Genomic DNA, 20457 nt, shown 5'->3' with positions numbered 1-20457 from the left:
GACTAGCGGGGCCATTCCTGCCCCATCGGGGGAGGGGGACCGCGGAACGCGGTGGAGGGGGTCCGCTCAGACGGCGGTTCTGACCCCCCTCAGTCCCTTCGGGACAGCTCCCCCGACGGGGAGCAACTGGATCTAGCGCTTGTCCTGGGTCTTCGAGACCACCACCCCGGCGCCGGCCCCGATCGCCGCGCCCACCGGACCGGCGACGATCAGACCGGCCGCCGCCCCCGTCGCCGCCCGCTGCTCGACGTTGTGCCCGCAGGCGCTCAGCGAGGTCGCGAGGATCAGAAGGGTGAGGACTGCGCGCACGGTCGGATCTCCAGGTTTCGAAGGCTCCGCCTGTTCACCGCCGATTCCGCCGAAATTCGGGCGGCGCGCCTCCCCTACGTCAGCCCCCTTCCCCTCGGCTCCGTTCCGGCCCAACCTCGCGCCCAAGGACACAGCGGCCGCCGACGAGCGGTCGCGCCAGACCGGGGAAGGAACGCCGATGAGCGCCGCCAACGACCGGGGCTCCGCGCCCGCCTTCACCGACGGGTACAAGGGGACGGTGCTGGCGCTGCTGGTGGTCGCCTACACCTTCAACTTCATCGACCGCACGATCATCTCGACCATCGGCCAGGCCATCAAGGAGGACCTGAAGCTCACCGACACCCAGCTCGGCTGGCTGGGCGGCCTGGCCTTCGCCCTGCTCTACACCGCGCTCGGCATCCCCATCGCCCGGCTCGCGGAGCGCAAGAGCCGGGTCAACATCATCGCCATCGCCATCGTCGTCTGGTCGGGCTTCACCGCGCTCTGCGGCACGGCCACCAGCTTCCTGCAGCTGCTGCTCTACCGGGTGGGCGTCGGCGTCGGCGAGGCGGGCCTCTCCCCGCCGGCCCACTCGCTGATCAGCGACTATTTCGAGCCCAAGAAGCGCGCCTCGGCGCTGTCGATCTATTCGCTGGGCATCCCCTTCGGCACCATGTTCGGAGCCATCGCCGGCGGCTGGATCGCCCAGAACGTCTCCTGGCAGGCGGCCTTCATGCTGGTGGGCCTGCCCGGCATCCTGGTGGCGATCGCCATCAAGGTCTTCGTCAAGGAGCCGCCCCGCGGCTGGAGCGAGCGCCAGGCCGTCGCCGCCGAGACCGGGATCGCCGTCGACGAGACCCCCGGGGCGCTGGGCCGCGAGGCGTCCGAAGCCGGCGCCCCCGACGCCGCGCCGCCCGAGAAGACCCCGTCCATGCTGCAGGTCGCCCGGCGCCTGTTCGGCACCTGGGGCATGTTCCACATGGCGGCCGGCATCACCATCGCCAGCTTCGCGGGCTACGGCACCGGCCAGTACGTGCCGCCCTACTTCATCCGCGAGTTCGGCCTGGGCCTCGCCGTCGTCGGCCTGGCCATCGGCCTGATCGCCGGCTTCTCCAACGGCATCGGCACCCTCTTGGGCGGCTACCTCACCGACTGGGCGAGCAAGCGATCGGTGCGCTGGTACGCCCTCGTTCCGGCCATCGGCCTGCTGCTGGCCACGCCGATCTACATCTTCGCCTATACGCGCGACAGCTATCAGCTCGCCTGGGCGATCCTGCTGGTGCCCGGCATCCTGCACTACACCTACCTCGGCCCGACGTTCGGGGTGATCCAGAACGTCATGGACGTGCGCATGCGGGCCACCGCCGTGGCTCTGCTGTTCTTCGTGCTGAACCTGATCGCCCTGGGCTTCGGCCCGCCCTTCACCGGCTGGTGCATCGACATGTTCGCCCAGCATGCGTGGGCGGCCGCGGGCAACGCCGGCGACTTCAACGCCGCCTGCCCGGGCGGCATCGGTCCCGAGGGCGGCCCCGCGGCGCTCGACTCCGCGTGCCGGGAGACCATGGCCGGCGCGACCCGCTCCGGCATCGTCTCCAACCTGCTGATCTACGCCTGGGCGGGCATCCACTACCTGCTGGCCGCGATCACCCTGCCGCGCGACATCGCCCGAGCGAAGGCCCAGGCCTAGGACGGGAAACCTTCGAGCTCGTTCGTGTGGTTCGGCTGGTTCGTGGACCTATACTGATCAAATGCTCCGCATCCTCGGCCGCACCTCCTCGCTCAACGTCCGCAAGGTGCTGTGGACCGCGCACGAGTGCGCCCTCCCCTTCGTCCAGGAGCCGGAGTGGGCCGGCGAGCGCTCGTCGCGGGAGCCGGCCTTCCTGGCGCTGAACCCCAACGGCCTCGTCCCCGTGGTCATCGCCGACGAGGGCGTGCTCTGGGAGAGCAACGCCATCGCCCGCTACTTCGCCAATATCGCCGGCCGCGACGACCTCCTGCCCGCGTCCCCCTTCGCCCGCGCCGAGGTGGAGCGCTGGATGGACTGGCAGGCGACCGAGCTGAACCGCGCCTGGGGCCCGGCCTTCCTGGCGCTTGTCCGCAACAGCCGGCCGCACCAGGCCGACCCCGAAGGCGTCGCGAAGAGCGCCCTCGACTGGACCGCCCACATCCTCATGCTCGAGGCCCAGGTCGTCCGCACCGGCGCCTATGTGGCGGGCGAGACCTTCACCCTCGCCGACATCGTCCTTGGCCTCTCCGTCCAGCGCTGGCGGCTGACCCCCATCGCCCACCCGCCGACGCCCGCCCTCGACGCCTGGACCGACCGCCTGCGCGCCCGCCCCTCGGCCGCGCCGGGCTTCGACCCCACGATCCCCTGAGGCCGGGACGCGGCCGGGACGCGGCCCTGACCGACCTGGACGTCCCCCGGAGCCAGCGCGCGGCCCGGCGCGCCGGCCGCACTTTTTTGCCTCGGAGGTTTGACTTTCCGCCCCCCCGCCGGGATATCCCGCCCCCATGATCCCCCGTTACGCCCGCCCCGAGGCCGCCCGCATCTGGGACCCCCAGACGCGCTTCAAGATCATGTTCGAGATCGAGGCCCACGCCGCCGACAAGATGGCCGAGCTGGGGGTGATCCCGAAGGAAGCCGCCCGGGTCATCTGGGAGAAGGGCCGCGACGCCATCTGGAACGTCGACCGCATCGACGCCATCGAGCGCGAGGTGAAGCACGACGTCATCGCCTTCCTGACCCATGTCACCGAGATCGTCGGTCCCGAGGCCCGCTTCCTCCACCAGGGCATGACGTCCTCGGACGTCAACGACACCACCCTGGCCGTCCAGCTCGTCCGCGCCACCGACTTCCTGCTGGAGGACGTCGACCTGGTGCTGGCCGCCCTGAAGAAGCGCGCCTTCGAGCACAAGCTCACCCCCACCGTCGGCCGCAGCCACGGATCCACGCCGAGCCCACCACCTTCGGCATCAAGCTCGCCGGCCACTACGCCGAGTTCCAGCGCGCCAAGGAGCGGCTGGCCATGGCGAAGTTCGAGATCGCCACCTGCGCGATCTCCGGCGCGGTCGGCACCTTCGCCAACGTCGCGCCCGAGGTGGAGGAGTACGTCGCCGCCCAGATGGGCCTGGCCGTCGAGCCGGTCTCGACCCAGGTGATCCCGCGCGACCGCCACGCGGCCTATTTCGCGGCGCTGGCCGTCGTCGCCTCGTCCGTCGAGCGCCTGGCCGTCGAGATCCGCCACCTGCAGCGGACCGAGGTCCTCGAGGCCGAGGAGTTCTTCGACGTCGGTCAGAAGGGCTCGTCGGCCATGCCGCACAAGCGCAATCCGATCCTCACCGAGAACCTGACCGGCCTCGCCCGCCTGGTCCGCTCCGCCGTAACACCGGCCATGGAGAACGTGGCGCTCTGGCACGAGCGGGACATCAGCCACTCCTCGGTGGAGCGCGGCATCTGCCCCGACGCCACCGTGCACCTCGACTTCGCGCTCCGCCGCCTGGCGAACGTCGTCGACCGCCTGCTGATCTATCCGGAGAACATGCAGAAGAACCTCGACCGCCTCGGCGGCCTGGTTCACTCCCAGCGCGTGCTCCTGGGCCTGACCCAAAAGGGCCTCTCCCGCGAGGCGAGCTATGCGGCGGTCCAGCGCAACGCCATGAAGGTCTGGCGCGGCGAGGGGAACTTCCTCGACTTCCTGAAGGCCGACCCGGAGATCACCCTGTCCGACGCGGAGCTCGAACAGCTCTTCGACCTGGGCTACCACTTCAAGAACGTGGACCGGATCTTCGCCCGGGTCTTCGGCGAGCAACCCTAGCGGCCCTCGCGCCGTTCCGTTTGGCTGGCTGGAGCGTTCGGTCAAAAGAGCGGAGGGCGGAGGGAAAAGCTGAGTAGTCCGCGCCACAAGTTCCTTCTGGGCGGAGGCGAGATGGGCGAGCGGATGCGCGCCCATGACTGGTCGACGTCATCGCTGGGCCCGCCGGAGACCTGGCCGCAATCCCTGCGCACCACGGTCTCGATCCTGCTCAACTCCGGCCACCCGATGTTCGTGGCCTGGGGCCCCGACCTCGGCTTCATCTACAACGACGCCTACGCCGTGATCCTCGGCGACAAGCATCCGGACGCGCTCGGCCGCCCCTTCGCCGACATCTGGGCCGACATCTGGACCGACATCCTGCCGCTGATCGAGACGGCGCTTTCCGGCGAGGCCACCTGGTCCGAGGACCTCTACCTCCGCATGTTCCGCCACGGCTATTGGGAAGACACCTGGTGGACCTTCTCCTACAGCCCGGTCCGTGGCGAGAGCGGCGGCGTCGGCGGCATGTTCTGCGCCTGCACCGAGACCACCGCCAAGGTGGTGGGCGAGCGCCGCCTGAAGTTCCAGCTGGCGCTCGGCGAGCGGCTGCGGCCGCTGACCGCCCCCGGCGAGATCAAGGGCGCCGCCACCCGATTGCTGGGCGAGGTCCTCAGCGCCGGTCGCGTGGGGTTCGCCGAGATGGAGGCCGACGAGAGCTGGCTGACCATCGAGGACGACTGGGCGCAGGGCGATCTTGGGCCCATCGGCGGCCGTTACCGGCTCGAGGACTTCGGTCAGGGACTGGCCGACTGCGTCCGCGCCAACCGGGTCCTGCGGGTGGACGATGTCGAGACCGATCCGATCACCGCCGGCCAGGCCGCCAACTTCGCCGCGATCGGCATCCGCGCCGTGCTGGGCATCCCGCTCGTCAAGGCCGGCCGGCTCGTCGCCCTGCTGTCCGTGAACATGGCCGCCCCTCACGCGTGGACGGACGACGACGAGGCGATGGCCCAGGAGGTGGTCGAGCGGACCTGGGGCGCGGTGCAGCGGGCGCGCGCCGAGAACCGCCTGCGCGAGAACGAGGAGCGCCTGCGGATGGTCCAGGCGGCGGGCGGCGTCGGATCCTTCGACTGGGACATGGTCTCCGGCCGCATCCACCGCTCCGCGGAATATCTCGAGCTCCAGGGCCTTTCGGAGGCGGCCGGCGACACCAGCGCCTATACCGACGACTGGCTCACCCGCATCCATGCGGAGGACCGCGACCAGGTGGCGCGCTGGTTCCAGGAAGACCGGGCGCGCACCGGCCCGTTCGACCGGGAGTACCGGATCGTCAGGCCGTCGGACGGCGAGGTGCGGTGGATCCACAACCGCGGGCGGATCGACGCCGACGCGGCGGGCCGGGCGGTGCGGCTGCTGTCGGTGCAGACCGACATCACCGACCGCAAGCGCGACGAGGCGCGCCAGCGGCTGCTCATCAACGAGCTGAACCACCGGGTGAAGAACACCCTGGCCGCCGTCCAGTCGATCGCCGGCCAGACCCTGCGCAACGCCCCGTCCGTCGCCCAGGCGAGGAGCGGATTCGAGAGCCGGCTCATGGCCCTGTCGCGGGCCCACGACGTCCTGACCCGCCGCACCTGGGAAGGCGCCGAGGTGGCCGAGATCGTGGCGGGCGTCGTCCAGTCGTTCGGGGCGGACAGCTTCGAGGTCGAGGGTCCCAACCTCAACTTGCCGCCGGGCGCGGCGCTCTCCCTCGCCATGGCGCTGCACGAACTGGGCACCAACGCCGCGAAGTACGGCGCCCTCTCCGTGGCGGAGGGCCGTGTGGCGGTGCGCTGGGAGCGGGAGGACGGCGCCCTGCAGCTCGTCTGGCAGGAGCGGGGCGGGCCGCCCGTCGTTCCGCCGACCCGTCAGGGCTTCGGCAGCCGGCTGATCGAGCGCGGCCTCCCCCGCGAGCTCGGCGGCAGGGCCCGGCTGGAGTTCGCGCCGGGCGGCGTGCTCTGCGAGATCTGCGTGCCCCTGCCGGATGACGCCTCCCGCCGCGCCGGCTAGGCTCCGGCCATGGCCACGCTCGACGACCTGCGGACGGCGGCCCTCGCGCTCCCGGGCGCCGAGGAGGTCTCCTATCGCGGCGAGGCCTGGTTCAACGTCGGCCGGAAGACCTTCGCCCTGACCTCCGGCGAGCGCGCGATCCTCAAGCTGGAGCGCGGCCATCAGGAGCTGCTGTTCGAGATCCGGCCGGAGACCTTCCAGCCCTGCCCGGTGGCGACGGTGAAGTGGGCTTACGTGGCCTACGACGGCCTCGACGCGGAGGAGCTCGCCCAGCTCCTGCGCGAGGCCTGGGCGCAGATCGTGCCCAAGAAGGTCAGCCGCCCCTATTTCGAGCGCTTGACGGTCGCAACGTAAGGGCCCGTCCTCTCCTCGCCGAGGGAGGACGCCACAATGGACATGCAAGCGATCCTGGCCGCCCAGAAGGCGGCCCATCTGCGCGACGGCGAACCGAGCGCCCAGACGCGCATCGACCGCATCGACCGCTGCATCCAGCTCCTGGTCGACAACCGCCGCGCCATCGAGGACGCCCTGAACGCCGACTTCGGCTCGCGCTCGAAGGAGGCCACCGCCTTCACCGACGTGGCCGGCTCCATCGGGCCGCTGAAGCACGCCAAGGCGAACCTCAGGAAGTGGATGAAGCCGGAGAAGCGGAAGCCGACGCCCGCCATCCTCGGCCTCTTCGGCGCCAAGGCCGAGGTCCGCTTCCAGCCGAAGGGCGTGGTCGGCGTGATCAGCCCCTGGAACTTCCCGGTGAACCTGACCTTCGCCCCGCTGGCGGGCATCCTGGCGGCGGGCAACCGGGCGATGATCAAGCCCTCGGAATACACCCCCGCCACCTCCGACCTGATGAAGGCGATGTTCGGCAAGGCCTTCTCGGAGGAGGAGATCGCCGTCGTGGTCGGCGGCCCCGACGTCGGCGAGGCCTTCGCCCACCTGCCCTTCGACCACATGATCTTCACCGGCGCGACGTCCATCGCCCGCCACGTCATGCGCGCCGCGGCCGACAACCTGGTGCCGCTGACGCTCGAACTGGGCGGCAAGAGCCCGGTGATCCTGGGCGAAAGCGCCGACCTCCCGGTGGCGGCCGCGCGGATCATGAACGGCAAGACGCTCAACGCGGGCCAGATCTGCCTCGCCCCGGACTACGTCCTGGCCCCGAAGGACAAGGTCGACGGCTTCGTCGACGCGGCCCGCGCCTCGGTCTCGAAGATGTTCCCGACCATCAAGGACAACCCCGACTACACCTCCATCGTGGCCCAGCGGCACTACGCCGCATCAAGGGCTATGTGGACGACGCCCGCGCCAAGGGCGCCCGGATCGTCGAGCTGAAGCCGGAGGGCGAGGACCTGACCCAGCAGGAGCACCGCAAGATCGCGCCCACCCTGATCCTCGACCCCACCGACGACATGAAGGTGATGCAGGAAGAGATCTTCGGGCCTGTCCTGCCGGTGAAGGGCTACACGAGCGTCGACGAGGCCATCGCCTATGTGAACGGCCGCGACCGGCCGCTCGGCCTCTACTACTTCGGCGCCGACGCCGCCGAGCAGGAGAAGGTGCTGGGCTCGACCACGCCGGGCGGCGTCACCGTCAACGACGTGATCATGCATGTGGCCCAGGAAGAGCTGCCGTTCGGCGGCGTCGGCCCTTCAGGCATGGGCAGCTACCACGGCCACGACGGCTTCAAGGAATTCAGCCACCGGAAGGCGGTGTTCAGCCAGATCAAGAAGGACATCGGCCCGCTCCAGGCGCTCCGCCCGCCCTACGGTCCCGGCATCCGAAAGTACCTGGAGGGCGCGATCAAGGCTTAAGGCGCGCCGATTTGGCTCGGCCGCTCAGTTCCACTCCTCTCCCCCCGCGAAGCGGAGAGGGAGAGGGTAGGGAGAGGGCCTGACCGGAGAGCCTCAGCCCTCGTTGCGGACGCTCTCGCGCGCCTGGGCCAGCAGTTCGGCCATCTTCATGCGCACTTCGCCTTCGGTCGTGGAGCCGCCGGCGCCCTTCAGGTCCTCGAAGACCTTGCGGAACACGTCCTCGTCGCCCGGCTGCTCGAAGTCGGACTTCACCACCGCCTTGGCGTACTCCGCGATCTGCGGCCCCTGCAGGCCCATCAGGCCCGCGGCCCATTCGCCGAGCATGCGGTTGCGGCGCGCGGTGGCCTTGAACTCCTGCTCCTGATCGAGCGCGAACTTCTTCTCGAAACCCCGTTCACGTTCGTCAAAGGTCGTCATGTGGTCCCCGAAAGCGCGGAAAGCGGGCGACCACATATCCCGGCAGGCCCCGGGCCGCAATCGAAAGCGGGGCTCGCGTCCCCACGTTTGCGCGACGCCCTGGCATCCGCTAATTTCCGCCCGCCTTGAATTGAGCGAGAGGCCGAGTCGGATCCGCGCGCGCAGGGATCAGCCGCGCGCGTTTTTCGTTTCACCGACCGGCAAGTCCTCGCGCGGAGAAGGCTGAGAGATGACCCGCCGTAAGAAGATCTACGAAGGCAAGGCCAAGATCCTCTACGAAGGGCCCGAGCCAGGCACGCTGATCCAGTACTTCAAGGACGACACCACTGCATTCGACGCGACCAAGAAGGCCGTGCTCGAGGGCAAGGGGGTGATCAACAACCGCATCAGCGAGTACATCATGACGCGGCTGAACTCGATCGGAGTTCAGAACCACTTCATCAAGCGTCTGAACCTGCGCGAGCAGCTCATCCGCGAGGTGGAGATCATTCCGCTGGAGGTGGTCTGCCGCAATGTGGCCGCCGGCTCGCTCTCCAAGCGCTTCGGCCTGCCCGAGGGCCAGGCCCTGCCCCGCTCGATCATCGAATTCTACCTCAAGGACGACAAGCTCCACGACCCGATGGTCGCCGAGGAGCACATCACCGCCTTCAACTGGGCGTCCACCCAGGAGATCGACGACATGATGGCGCTCACCCTCAGGGTGAACGACTTCCTGACCGGCATGTTCGGCGCGGTCGGCATCACCCTCGTCGACTTCAAGATCGAGTTCGGCCGCATCTGGGAGAACGACTACGCCCGGATCATCCTGGCCGACGAGATCAGCCCGGATTCGTGCCGGCTGTGGGACAGCCAGACGAACGAGAAGCTCGACAAGGACCGCTTCCGCCGCGACCTCGGCAACGTCATCGAGAGCTACACCGAGGTTGCGCGTCGGCTCGGGATCATGAAGGAGATGCCCACCGTGATTCAGGGGGCCTCCACTAGTGCGCGCGAAGGTTCACGTCTTCCTCAAGCCCGGCGTCCTCGACGTCCAGGGCAAGGCCGTCGAGCAGGCCCTGCACGGCCTGGGCTGGCCCTCGGTCGAGCACGTCCGCGTCGGCAAGACCATCGAGTTCGACCTGAAGGGCTCCGACCCCGCCGCCGCCGAGGCCGAGGTCAAGGCCATGTGCGAGAAGCTCCTCGCCAACACGGTCATCGAAAGCTACCGCGTGGAGGTGGCGTGAAGGCGCACGCCTTCGCGCTCCTCCCGATCCTCACCCTCATTGCGTGCTCTGAAGCCGACGCGCCCGCCGCGCCGCCGCTGCCGCTCGACTGCGGCAAGCCCTTCGAGGCCCAGGTCGCCGCCGTGACCGCCCAGGCGCTCACCAAGGCGCCCGGCGACCCGGCCGAGCCCTACCACTACTACTCCACCCCCGACGGCAAGGCCTCCTACCTGGTCACCCGTGAGGGCGCTCCCGGCCATCCCGCGATCATGATGCAGCAGGTGAAGGGCGCCGACGTGGTCACCACCGGCTGCCCCTACGGCGACAAGGCCGGCTACGACCAGCTCCACGCCTATCTCGACAGCCTGAAGAGCTGGAAGCGGCAATGACGCCCTTGACCTTCCGCCCAACCCCCGCCACGTGAGCCCGCCATGAAAGCCGCCGTCATCGTCTTCCCGGGGTCCAACTGCGACCGTGACTGCAAGGTCGCCATCGAGCGGTCGACCGGCGCGGATGTGGCCATGGTCTGGCACGGCGACACCGAGCTGCCGAAGGGCCTCGACCTGATCGTCCTGCCGGGCGGCTTCTCCTACGGAGACTACCTGCGCTGCGGCGCCATGGCCGGCCTCTCGCCGATCATGGCCGAGGTGAAGGCGGCTGCGGAACGCGGCGTCGCCACCGTCGGCATCTGCAACGGCTTCCAGATCCTCTGCGAGGTCGGCCTCCTGCCCGGCGCCCTGCTGCGCAACGAGGGGCTGAAGTACGTCTGTAAGCCGGTCGAGCTCGAGGTCACCAACGCCCAGACCCGCTTCACCGCCGGCTACCAGGGCCGTCGCGAGGTGACCATGACGGTCGGCAACGGCGAGGGGAATTTCTTCGCCGACGCCGAAACCCTCGACCGCCTCGAGGGCGAGGGCCAGGTGGTCTTCCGCTACCTCGCCAATCCGAACGGCTCGTCGCGGGACATCGCCGGCATCGTCAGTCCGGCCGGCAATGTGCTGGGCCTCATGCCCCACCCCGACCGCGCCTTCGAGGCCGAGCTCGGCTCGGCCGACGGCGCCATCCTCTTCCAGAGCGCCCTCGCCAGCGCCTGAGCTTGAGCTTCCCCGGGCGGCCCCGCTAGGGTCGTCCGCATGAAGCGCATCCTGCTCGCCGCCGCCACGGCCGTCGTCGCCCTCGCCGCCCCCGCCCGCGCCCAGACTCCCCCGATGACGCCGGACATCCCAGCGTCGTTCAAGGCGCCCACCGACCGCTTCGACTACGAGAAGCGCGAGGTGATGATCCCCATGCGCGACGGGGGTGAAGCTCTACACGGTGATGATCGTGCCCAAGGGCGCGAAGGACGCGCCGATCCTGCTGACGCGCACGCCCTACAACGCCAAGCGCTCGGCGGCCCGCAACCTCTCGCCCTACGCCGGCGCCACCGGCAGCCAGATGGACGAGGACTTCCTCGCCGACGGCTATATCCGCGTCTACCAGGACGTCCGCGGCAAGTACGGGTCCGAGGGCGACTACGTCCTCACCCGCCCGGTGCGCGGGCCGCTCAACGACACGCCCATCGACCACGCCACCGACGCCTACGACACCATCGAATGGCTCACGAAGAACACGAAGGAGGCCAACGGCCGGGTGGGCATGATCGGCTCGTCCTATCCGGGGTTCACCACGGCCATGGCGCTCACCGACCCGCACCCGGCGCTGAAGGCCGCCGTGCCGCAGAGCCCGATGATCGACGGCTGGATGGGCGACGACTGGTTCCAGAACGGCGCCTTCCGCCAGACCATGCTGGGCTGGTTCGTGAACCAGATGACCGTGCGCGGCATGGGCGAGGGCATCCCCAAGGAGGCGCTCGACGACTACGAGAACTTCCTGCGCGCCGGCTCCGCGGGCGCCTTCGCCAGGCAGGTCGGCGTCGACCAGATCCCGGCCTTCCGCAAGATGACCGAGCATCCGGCCTATGACGCCTTCTGGCAGGAGCAGGCGCTCGACAAGATCCTGGCGAAGCGGCCGCTGAAGGTCCCCACCCTCTGGGTCGGCTCGCTCTACGACCAGGAGGACATCTACGGCGCGATCCACGCCTACCGGGCCACCGAGGCGAAGGACACGAACAACGACATGAACTTCCTGGCGCTCGGCGCCTGGCGCCACTCCGGCGTCAACTACGAGCAGCGCCAGATGGGCGCCCTGAAGCTGCCCGGCGACACCGCCACCGAGTTCCGCCGCAAGGTGATGAAGCCGTTCCTCGATCAGCACCTGAAGGCCGGCGCGCCCAGGGCCGACATCCCGCCGGTCACCATCTTCCAGACCGGGACCATGCAGTGGACCCAGCACCAGACATGGCCGCTGGCCTGCGAAAACGGCTGTCCGTCCGCCATGCGCCCGCTCTACCTCCAGCCCGGCCTGAAGCTCGGCTTCGAGGCGCCGAAGGGCGGCGCCGCCTTCGACGAATATGTCTCCGACCCGGCCAAGCCCGTGCCCTACGTGCCCCAGCCGGTGCGCACGGACGTCGCCGACCAGTGGCGCTACTGGCTCTCGTCCGACCAGCGCCACGCCGCCTCGCGGCCCGACGTCCTGACCTACGTCTCCGAACCCCTGACCGCGCCGCTGCAGATCTCCGGCGAGCCGATCGTCAACCTCTTCGCCTCCACCAGCGGCACGGATAGCGACTGGGTCGTGAAGCTGATCGACGTCCAGCCGGACTTCGTGGCCTCGGACCTCGACATGAGCGGCTACCAGCTCCCCATCGCCATCGAGATCTTCCGCGGCCGCTATCGGGACAGCCTGGAGAAGCCCACCGCCATCCCGGCCGGCAAGGTCCAGAAGTACCGCTTCGAGCTCCCGACCACGAACCACGTCTTCCTGCCGGGCCACCGGATCATGGTCCAGGTGCAGTCGAGCCTGTTCCCGCTCTACGACCGCAATCCGCAGGCGTTCGTCCCCAACATCTTCTTCGCGAAGCCCGAGGATTACCGGAAGGCGACCCAGCGCGTGTTCCACACGACCGGCCAGGCCAGCGCCATCGAACTGCCGGTGGTCGCGGCCAAATAGCCGTTAAGCTCGCGGAAGGGGCGGGTTTCTGCTAGGAGCCCGCCTCGTTCCACTAACGCCACGTTCTTCGAGGCGACCTTCAAGGACCGCCCGATGCCGTTCCCCGCGACCCACCCTGCCCTTGCGCGCGCTAGAAGCCCAGGGCTACGCCGAGCCGACCCCCGTCCAGGCCGCCGTGCTGGAGGCGCCGGTCGACCGCGACCTGCTGGTCTCGGCCCAGACCGGCTCGGGCAAGACCGTCGCGTTCGGCCTCGCCGCCGCCCACCAGCTGCTCGGCGACGCCGCCGTCTTCGGCCCGGCCGAGGAGCCGTACGGCCTGGTCATCGCCCCCACCCGTGAGCTCGCCCTGCAGGTCGCCCGCGAGCTCGAATGGCTCTACGCCCCGGCCGGCGCGAAGATCGTCACCTGCGTCGGCGGCATGGACGCGCGCCGCGAACAGCGGGCCCTGGCCGCCGGCAGCCACATCGTCGTCGGCACCCCCGGCCGCCTGCGCGACCACCTCGAGCGCGGCAACCTGATCCTCAAGGACCTCCGCGTCGCCGTCCTCGACGAGGCCGACGAGATGCTCGACATGGGCTTCCGCGAGGACCTGGAAGAGATCCTCGACTCCACGCCGGTCGGCCGCCGCACCCTGCTGTTCTCGGCCACCCTGCCGAAGGACATCGTGGCGCTCGCCCGCCGCTACCAGCGCGACGCCCACCGCATCGACACCATCCGCCGCGACGAGGCCCACGGCGACATCGAGTACCGCGCCGTCCGCTGCGCGCCGACCGAGATGGAGAACGCCGTCGTCAACCTGCTGCGCTGGTTCGAGGTGCCGGGCGCGCTGATCTTCTGTTCGACACGGGAATCCGTCCGCCATCTGCACAGCGCGCTGCGCGAGCGCGGCTTCGCCGCCGTCCAGCTCTCCGGCGAGCTGTCGCAGAAGGAGCGCGCCGACGCGCTCCAGTCGCTGCGCGACGGCCACGCCCGGGCCTGCGTCGCCACCGACGTGGCCGCCCGCGGCCTCGACCTGCCCGACCTGGGCCTGGTGATCCACGCCGAGCTGCCGATCAACAAGGCGGCCCTGCTCCACCGGTCGGGCCGCACCGGCCGGGCCGGCAAGAAGGGCGTCTCCGTCCTGCTGGTGCCGCACAACCGCCGCCGCAAGGCCGAGCAGCTTCTCGACTCGGCCGGCGTCGAGGCCGAGTGGTCCGGTCCGCCCACCCCCGACGAGGTCCGCGCCCGCGACCAGGAGCGGCTGCTGAAGGACCAGCTTCTCATCGAGGCCCCGAACGAAGCCGACCTGGCGCTGGGCCGCCGGCTGCTTGAAGAGCGCGGCGCCGACGCCGTGGCCGCCGCCCTGATCCGCCTCTACCGCGCCCGTCTGCCCGAGCCGGAGGAGATCCTCGAGGACGTGCCGCACGCGCCCTCGCCCCGCGACCGGGCCGAGCGGCCGGCCCGCGGCGCCCTCGACCTACGAGGTGATGGACGCCTCCTGGTTCCGCATCAGCCTGGGCCGCAAGAACAACGCCGATCCCAAGTGGCTCATCCCGCTGATCTGCCGGCTCGGCCACGTGACCAAGGCCGACATCGGCCAGATCCGCATCTTCGACCGCGAGACCAAGTTCGAGATCACCCGCGCCGCCGAGGCGCGCTTCCGCCAGGCGGTGTCGCAGGCCACCGACGACCGGGACCTGCAGATCGAGCCGGCCGGCGATCCCGGCCCGAACGAGCGCGGGCCGCGGACCGGCGGTCCCCGTCGCGGTCCGCCGCCGCGCCGCGGCAACGACGCCCCGCCGCGCAGCCAGGACGACCGCCCGCGCAAGCCCTATGCGGGCAAGCCGGGCGGCAAGCCTCCCGGCGGCAAGCCTCCCGGCGGCAAGCCGCCGGGGGCCAAGCTGCCCCGCAAGCCGCGCTAGAGGCGGACTTCAGCGGTCTTGTCGGCGTAGTCCTTCTTCGGGTCGCGGCCGAGCAGGACCTTGAGGCCGGCGAACAGGCTGTTCTCGTTCAGCCAGATCTGCGCGTGGTCCGGCTCGAAGCGCAGGAGCTGCAGCTTCGGATCGTCCTTGCCGCCCTCGTACCAGGCGGCCACGAACGGGTTCCACAGGCGATCGATCATCGCCCGGTCGTTGTCCTCGATCAGCTCGCCCTCCACGGCCGCGAACAGGTCGTGGCCCTTCGAGGCGAACTGGATGTGCGCCGCGCCGCGGCCGCCCAGCGCCTGGACGAGGTCGGTGTCCTTGGCGGTGAAGATGTAGAGCGGCCCCTCCGGGCGCTCGTCGTCCAGCAGGACGGTCATGGGCTGGCCCATGTCGTCCTCGACGCCGTGCAGGCCCAGCATGACGGTGCGGTCGGACTTGACCGCCTTCCAGAACTTCTCGGTCAGCTCGCGGGTGTCGGCCATGGGGAGGGTCTCCGTTCCTTGTTGGGGAAGGGAAACACCGAAGCCCCCCTGTCGGGTCCCCGAGCCGCGCCGTGACGCGTTGCGAACGCCTCGAAGCGTCGGTACGGTCGCCGCCCTCAGCGGAACACCGCGAGGCGTCAGAAGGGGATCCCAGGCATGAGCACGACCACGGCGAACACCGCCGACGGCCACATCACCGGTTTCGGCTCCAAGCCGTACCGCAGCTACGTGCTCACCGCGCTCTTGGTCATCTACATCCTGAACTTCATCGACCGCGGCCTGCTCTCCGTCGTGGCGCCGCAGATGAAGCCCGAGCTCGGCATCTCCGACACCGCCTTCGGCCTGCTCACCGGCTTCGGCTTCGCCCTGCTCTACACCGTCGTCGGCATCCCGCTCGCCCAGTTCGCGGAGACCCGGCACCGGGTCTGGATCATGAGCGTCTGCGTGGCGCTCTGGTCGCTGATGACCGCGCTCTGCGGCTTCGCCGCCGAGGTGACCATCGGCTCGGTGACCATCGGGGCCTTCTGGATCCTGCTGGCCTGCCGGGTCGGCGTCGGCATCGGCGAGGCGGGCTGCACGCCGCCCGCCAACTCCCTGATCGCCGACTACTATCCGCCCAAGGCCCGCTCCACGGCGCTCGGCTACTACGCCATGGGCGTGACGCTGGGCGGCCTCCTGGCGAACCTGATCGGCGGCCCGATCACCGACGCCTTCGGCTGGCGGACCGCCTTCTTCGTGCTCGGCCTGCCGGGCATCGCCGTCGCCGTCATCCTGAAGCTCACGGTGAAGGAGCCGCCCCGCGGCTACACCGACCCGCCGGGCACCATCCGCCGCGACCGCCCGAAGTTCTCCGACGGCCTGAAGGAGCTGGCGTCCAAGCCCTCGTTCTGGACCATGACGGTCGCCGCCACCATCGCTGCCTTCTGCGGCTACGGCATCTCGTCCTTCTCGTCCCTGTTCCTGAACCGCAGCTTCAACCTCACCGCCGGCGAGGCCGCGGTGATGATCAACGTCCCCGTGGCCCTGGCCTCGGCGGTGGGCACGCTGTTCACCGGCTGGCTGGCCGAGAAGCTCTCCAAGCGCCACCCGAACGCCATCGCCTGGCTGGCCGGTATCGGGCTCACCGCGTCCGTGCCCTTCTACTTCCTGGCCTTCACCACCCAGAACCTGATGCTCTGCCTGTTCGGCCTGGTCGTCGGCGGGGCCATCAAGTACGGCTACCTCGCCGCCCAGTACACGATCGGCCAGGGCGTGGTGTCGGCCCAGGTCCGCGCCGTCGCCACCGCCATCCTGCTCTTCGTGGTCAACCTGCTGGGCTACGGCCTGGGCCCGCTGTTCATCGGCGCGCTCAGCGACTTCATCTTCAACCTGCAGGTGACCGACCTCGGCGCCGCCGACCTGACCCGCAAGGCCTGCGAGGGCGCCGCCCGCGCCGCCCTCGCCCAGGCCCAGCAGGACGTCTGCGCCATCGCCCACCCGCAGAGCCTGCAGCGCTCCCTGCTGATCACGTCCGCCCTCTACGCAGTGGGCGGCCTGTTCTTCTTCCTCACCTGCCGCTGGCTGAAGCGCGACATGGTGGCGAAATAGGAAATCCGCTCATCCCGGCGAACGCCAGGGTGAGCGGACCTAGGGTCGGCTGGCCTGCTCGGCGATCCAGGCGTTCACGTGTGCGTCGACCACGTCCAGCGGCGCGGCGCCGTTCTCCAGCACGGTGTCGTGGAAGCGGCGCAGGTCGAACTTCGGACCCAGCGTCGTCTCCGCCTTCGTCCTGAGCTCGCGGAACTTTAGCTCGCCGGTCTTGTAGGCCAGCGCCTGGCCGCTATCGACCATGTAACGGTGCACCTCGGCCTCGATGTTGGCCCGCGACAGCGCGGTGTTCTCCACCATGAAGTCGATGGCCTGCTCGCGGGTCCAGCCCTTGGAATGCAGGCCGGTGTCGACCACCAGACGGCAGGCCCGCCACATCTCGTAGGACAGGCGCCCGAAGTCTTTGGCCGGCGTGTCGTAGAGCCCCATGTCGATGCCCAGCCGCTCGGAATAGAGCCCCCCAGCCCTCCGAGAAGGCCGTGAACGAGGTCCCGTGCTGGCGGAACGCCGGCAGGTCCAGCTCCTGCTGGATGCTGCGCTGCTGGTGGTGGCCCGGCACCGCCTCGTGGACGGTCAGCGCCGGCATCTCGAACAGCGGCCGCTGATCGAGCTTGGTGGTGTTGACGTAATAGATCCCCGGCATGGCCGCGGCCTCGCTGCCGCGGTTGTAGTAGGCCGTCGTGGTCCCCGCGGCGATCGACGCCGGCACCTCCCTGACCGTGTAGGGCAGGCGCGGCAGGCGGCCGAACAGCTTCGGCATCTCGCCGTCGATCTTCTTGGCGAGGAACGACGCCTCGCGCATCAGTTCGTCGGCGCTCTTGGGATAGTAGCGCGGGTCGGTGCGCAGGTGCTCCGCATAGGCCCGGCGGTCGCCGGCGAAGCCCGAGCGCTTCACCACCTCTTCCATCTCGGCCCGGATGCGCGCCACCTCCGACAGGCCGAGCTGGTGGATCTCCTCCGGCGTCCGGGTCGTCGTGGTCATCAGCCGGACCTTGTAGGCGTACCACTCACGCCCCTGCGGCATGCCCGCGTCGCCATGATCCTTGCGGCAGCGCGGCGCGTACTCGGTTGCGTAGAACCGCTGGAAGTCGCGGTAGGCCGGGACGATGTCGCTGACGATCAGCGCCCTGGCCCGGGCCGACATCGCCGCCCAGTCCGCCTCGCCGATCGTCGCTGGCCGAGCCTTGCGGAACGGGGCGTAGAAGTCCGACGTCGTGGGGTCGTCGACGATGTGGGTGGCGATGGACTTTTCGAAGCCGCCCATGGCCGCACAGGGGTGCGTCGCGCCAGCCTTCACCAGGCTGCGGGTGGTCTCGATGGCCGCGCGGTTGAAGGCCGGATAGGCGGCGAGCCTGGCCAGATAGTCCTCGTGGTCGGCCTTGTTGAACATCGGCGTGTCGGTCGCCGCGCTGGCGAACGACAGGTGCCAGCCGCGCCGGTTGGAGAAAAGCTGCGCCCGCTGGACGAAGCGGTTTTCCTCCACCCTGTTCGCGAGATCGAGCCGGAGGATCTGGTGGCTCACCCGGTCGGCGGGCGAGAGCTGGGCGACCGGGATCGCGTCCAGGCGCTTGATGAACGCCGCCGCCTCCGCCGCCTCGCGGTCCATGCCGGCCAGCGACGGGTCGCCGAGCTGGCGGGCGTATTCCTTGTGGCCGAGCCGGGCGGCCTGCTGGGGATTGTTCCGGAGATACCAGGCCCAGTGGTCGGCCAGCACCTGCCGGAACGCCGCCGTCACCGGCGCCTCGGCCCGGGCGGCGGGCGCCTGCGCCGTCGCCTGAGAGACCGGCGCCGCTGCCAGCGCCGCCGCAACCAACACCGCCCGGATCATCGTCACGCCCCCTGAACTTCGAGGGAGCGAACAGACCGCGCCCCGCCCCGGGAGGTCAAGGTGGGCGCGGTCAGGGCCTGCGGATCAGAACTCTTCCCAATTGTCCGCGGCCGGGGCGGCGGAGGGCGCGGGCCGGCGCACCGCGGCCTCGCCCGTGCCAACGGTCTTCATGGCGGTGACGGTGCGCGGCGGCGGCGCGGCCGGGCGGGCCGGGGCAGCCTTCTCCCCGCCGCCGCTCACCTTGAAGCGCGCCACGGAGCGGTCCAGCACGTCGGCTTCCTGGCTGAGCGCATGGCTGGCGGCCGTGCTCTCCTCCACCATGGCGGCGTTCTGCTGGGTGAGCTGGTCCATCTGGTTCACCGCGGTGTTCACCTCGGCGATGCCCTTCGACTGTTCCTGGGCGCCGGCGGCGATCTCGCCCACCAGGCCGTCGATCTGCGCGACGCGCTCGACGATCCGGTCGATGAACGAGCCCGTCCGGTCGACCAGCTCCACGCCGCGGCCCACGTGGCCGCTCGACGCCGAGATCAGCGTCTTGATCTCCTTGGCGGCCTCCGCCGAACGCTGGGCCAGCGCGCGGACCTCCATGGCCACGACCGCGAAGCCCTTGCCGGCCTCGCCGGCCCGCGCCGCTTCCACCCCGGCGTTCAGGGCCAGCAGGTTGGTCTGGAAGGCGATCTCGTCGATCACCCCGATGATGCTGCCGATCTCGCCGGCCGACTTCTCGATCTCGCTCATGGCGGCGACCGCCTCGGCCACCACCGTCCCGCTCGACTGGGCGTCGCTGCGGGCGTCCTGCACCACCTGGGCGCATTCGATGGCGCCCTCGGCCGACTTGCGGACCGTGGCGGTGATCTGGTCGAGCGCCGCGGCGGTCTCCTCAAGGTTCGCCGCCTGCTGCTCGGTGCGGCGCGACAGGTGGTCGGCGGCCTGGGCGATCTCGCCCGAGCCGGAGCGGATGCCGCGGACATTGCCCAGCACCGCGGCCATGGCGGCCTCGAGCTGGCCCATGGCCTCGTTGAAGTCGGCCTTCAGCTTCGCGTACTGGTCCGGGAAGGCCGCGTCGATCCGTTGCGTCAGGTCGCCGGCCGACAGGCGCTCCAGCCCGGTCCCGAGCGCGGCGACCACGGCGGCCAGTTCCTCGGCCGCCTTGGCCCTGGCGGCCTCGTTCTGGGCCCGCTCCTCGTCGGCGGCCTTGCGCTGTTCGGCGGTCAGCCCCTCCAGGCGCAGCTTCTCGATCCCGGCGTCCTTGAACACCAGCACCGCGTCCGACATCTGGCCGAGCTCGTCCTTGCGGCCCCGGGCCGGCACGTCGGCGGTGAAGTCACCGGCCGCCAGCTTGCGCATGGCCGCCGTCAGCTGGGTCACCGGCCGGGCGATGGCGCGGGTCAGCAGGACACCCAGCGCCGCGGCGATCAGCACGCCCAGCGCGATGCAGCCGGCCAGCGACAGGTAGGCGAACCGGGTCATCTTCTCCTGGGCGGCGGCGAGCGCCTCGCCTTCCTTGGTCTTGGCCTCGAACAGCGCCTCGATGCCGTCCTCGACCGGCGCGATCAGGCTGTCGGCGGCGCCGTCCGGGCCGACCATGTCGATGGCCTGCTGGCGGGTCGCCGGATCGGCGGCCAGCACCTGGCCGCCCTCCACCACCTGGGCGTGCCAGTTGTCGGCGGCGACGCCCACATCCTTGATGGTCTTCACCGCGTCCGGCTGGGCGGAGACCAGCTCGGCGACCGCGTCCAGGCGCTTCTTGAAGTTCCCCCGGTGCTTGGCGATCCGCTCCAGGTAGTAGGGGTTCGCCGACAGCAGGAAGCCGCGGTAGCTGTTCTCCTGGCGGGCGAGGAAGAACTTCGCCTCCTCCAGCCGCGCCGTCACCTCGGCCGCCTGGGCCGCTTCCGACCGGGCCGTCTCGAGCGCGTTCAGCGTGTAGAACGTCGAGCCGCCCATGCCGATCATGGTGAGAACGACAGCGGCGAAGCCGAAGGTCAGCTTCCGCGAGATCAGGAGGTTGTCCAGAAACATAGCGTGATAACTATTCTTGGCCGGAGGGACG

The 20457-nt window shown here is 70.1% G+C and carries 14 protein-coding genes and 5 pseudogenes; 13 read left to right on the top strand and 6 right to left on the bottom strand.

Annotated features, from left to right (window positions below; translation table 11 throughout):
• Positions 1-132 precede the first annotated feature (132 nt).
• Positions 133-309, bottom strand: a complete 177-nt coding sequence (locus LRS04_RS13340) for a hypothetical protein (protein WP_257816783.1) — start codon at positions 307-309, stop codon at positions 133-135.
• Positions 310-487: 178 nt separating this feature from the next.
• Here LRS04_RS13340 and LRS04_RS13335 point away from each other — a divergent pair, with 178 nt between their 5' ends.
• The 6 genes and pseudogenes from LRS04_RS13335 (at position 488) to LRS04_RS13310 (ending at position 7939) form a co-directional block, all read left to right on the top strand.
• Positions 488-1975 carry an MFS transporter gene (locus LRS04_RS13335; RefSeq protein WP_257816782.1) on the top strand — a complete coding sequence of 496 codons (1488 nt, stop codon included), beginning with the start codon at positions 488-490 and terminating at the stop codon, positions 1973-1975.
• A 61-nt stretch (positions 1976-2036) separates the two neighbouring features.
• Positions 2037-2663, top strand: a complete 627-nt coding sequence (locus LRS04_RS13330) for a glutathione S-transferase family protein (RefSeq protein ID WP_257816781.1) — start codon at positions 2037-2039, stop codon at positions 2661-2663.
• A gap of 136 nt (positions 2664-2799) precedes the next feature.
• Positions 2800-4103 (top strand): annotated as a pseudogene (gene purB, locus LRS04_RS13325) (adenylosuccinate lyase).
• A 111-nt stretch (positions 4104-4214) separates the two neighbouring features.
• Entirely contained in the window at positions 4215-6131 is a 1917-nt protein-coding gene (locus tag LRS04_RS13320) for a PAS domain-containing sensor histidine kinase (RefSeq protein WP_257816780.1), read from the top strand.
• A 9-nt stretch (positions 6132-6140) separates the two neighbouring features.
• On the top strand, positions 6141-6485 hold the full coding sequence (locus LRS04_RS13315; protein ID WP_257816779.1) for an MmcQ/YjbR family DNA-binding protein: 345 nt from the start codon (positions 6141-6143) through the stop codon (positions 6483-6485).
• A 36-nt stretch (positions 6486-6521) separates the two neighbouring features.
• Positions 6522-7939, top strand: a pseudogene (locus LRS04_RS13310) (coniferyl aldehyde dehydrogenase).
• 93 nt (positions 7940-8032) lie between these two features.
• On the opposite strand, the gene LRS04_RS13305 reads toward LRS04_RS13310, so the two are convergent.
• Positions 8033-8356 (bottom strand): DUF1476 domain-containing protein, encoded by a 324-nt coding sequence (locus LRS04_RS13305; RefSeq protein ID WP_257816778.1) that lies wholly within the window; start codon positions 8354-8356, stop codon positions 8033-8035.
• Between the two features lie 229 nt (positions 8357-8585).
• On the opposite strand from LRS04_RS13305, the pseudogene purC reads away from it, so the two are divergent.
• The 6 genes and pseudogenes from purC to LRS04_RS13275 form a co-directional block, all read left to right on the top strand.
• Positions 8586-9329: pseudogene (purC, locus tag LRS04_RS13300) on the top strand (phosphoribosylaminoimidazolesuccinocarboxamide synthase); the annotation flags it as partial.
• A gap of 10 nt (positions 9330-9339) precedes the next feature.
• Complete coding sequence (gene purS / locus LRS04_RS13295; protein WP_257819107.1) at positions 9340-9579, top strand: phosphoribosylformylglycinamidine synthase subunit PurS; 240 nt, start codon at positions 9340-9342, stop codon at positions 9577-9579.
• Positions 9580-9989: 410 nt separating this feature from the next.
• Positions 9990-10652: a phosphoribosylformylglycinamidine synthase subunit PurQ gene (gene purQ, locus LRS04_RS13290; protein ID WP_257816777.1), complete on the top strand. Its 663-nt coding sequence runs from the start codon at positions 9990-9992 to the stop codon at positions 10650-10652.
• Positions 10653-10857: 205 nt separating this feature from the next.
• On the top strand, positions 10858-12606 hold the full coding sequence (locus LRS04_RS13285) for a CocE/NonD family hydrolase (RefSeq protein ID WP_308238137.1): 1749 nt from the start codon (positions 10858-10860) through the stop codon (positions 12604-12606).
• Between the two features lie 175 nt (positions 12607-12781).
• A pseudogene (locus LRS04_RS13280) lies at positions 12782-13648 on the top strand (DEAD/DEAH box helicase); the annotation flags it as partial.
• 424 nt (positions 13649-14072) lie between these two features.
• The gene (locus LRS04_RS13275; RefSeq protein WP_257816776.1) at positions 14073-14507 is read left to right on the top strand and encodes a DbpA RNA binding domain-containing protein; all 435 of its coding nucleotides are present in this window, start codon (positions 14073-14075) and stop codon (positions 14505-14507) included.
• Here LRS04_RS13275 and LRS04_RS13270 read toward each other — a convergent pair.
• Positions 14504-14992, bottom strand: coding sequence for a pyridoxamine 5'-phosphate oxidase family protein (locus LRS04_RS13270; RefSeq protein WP_257816775.1), 489 nt, complete (start codon positions 14990-14992; stop codon positions 14504-14506). The genes LRS04_RS13275 and LRS04_RS13270 overlap by 4 nt on opposite strands.
• A 156-nt stretch (positions 14993-15148) precedes the next feature.
• On the opposite strand from LRS04_RS13270, the gene LRS04_RS13265 reads away from it, so the two are divergent.
• Positions 15149-16579, top strand: a complete 1431-nt coding sequence (locus tag LRS04_RS13265; protein WP_257816774.1) for an MFS transporter — start codon at positions 15149-15151, stop codon at positions 16577-16579.
• Between the two features lie 39 nt (positions 16580-16618).
• On the opposite strand, the gene LRS04_RS13260 is transcribed toward LRS04_RS13265, so the two are convergent.
• From LRS04_RS13260 to LRS04_RS13245, 3 genes and pseudogenes are all read right to left on the bottom strand, one after another.
• Positions 16619-17008, bottom strand: a complete 390-nt coding sequence (locus LRS04_RS13260; protein WP_257816773.1) for a DUF885 family protein — start codon at positions 17006-17008, stop codon at positions 16619-16621.
• Between the two features lie 91 nt (positions 17009-17099).
• A pseudogene (locus tag LRS04_RS13255) lies at positions 17100-18407 on the bottom strand (DUF885 family protein); the annotation flags it as partial.
• A gap of 84 nt (positions 18408-18491) precedes the next feature.
• Positions 18492-20426: a methyl-accepting chemotaxis protein gene (locus LRS04_RS13245; protein WP_257816772.1), complete on the bottom strand. Its 1935-nt coding sequence runs from the start codon at positions 20424-20426 to the stop codon at positions 18492-18494.
• Positions 20427-20457 lie beyond the last annotated feature (31 nt).

Origin of the sequence: Phenylobacterium sp. J367 (assembly GCF_024699985.1) — a bacterium.
In the GTDB taxonomy this organism is placed as follows: domain Bacteria; phylum Pseudomonadota; class Alphaproteobacteria; order Caulobacterales; family Caulobacteraceae; genus Phenylobacterium.
This window is presented reverse-complemented; position numbering and strand designations above follow the sequence as displayed.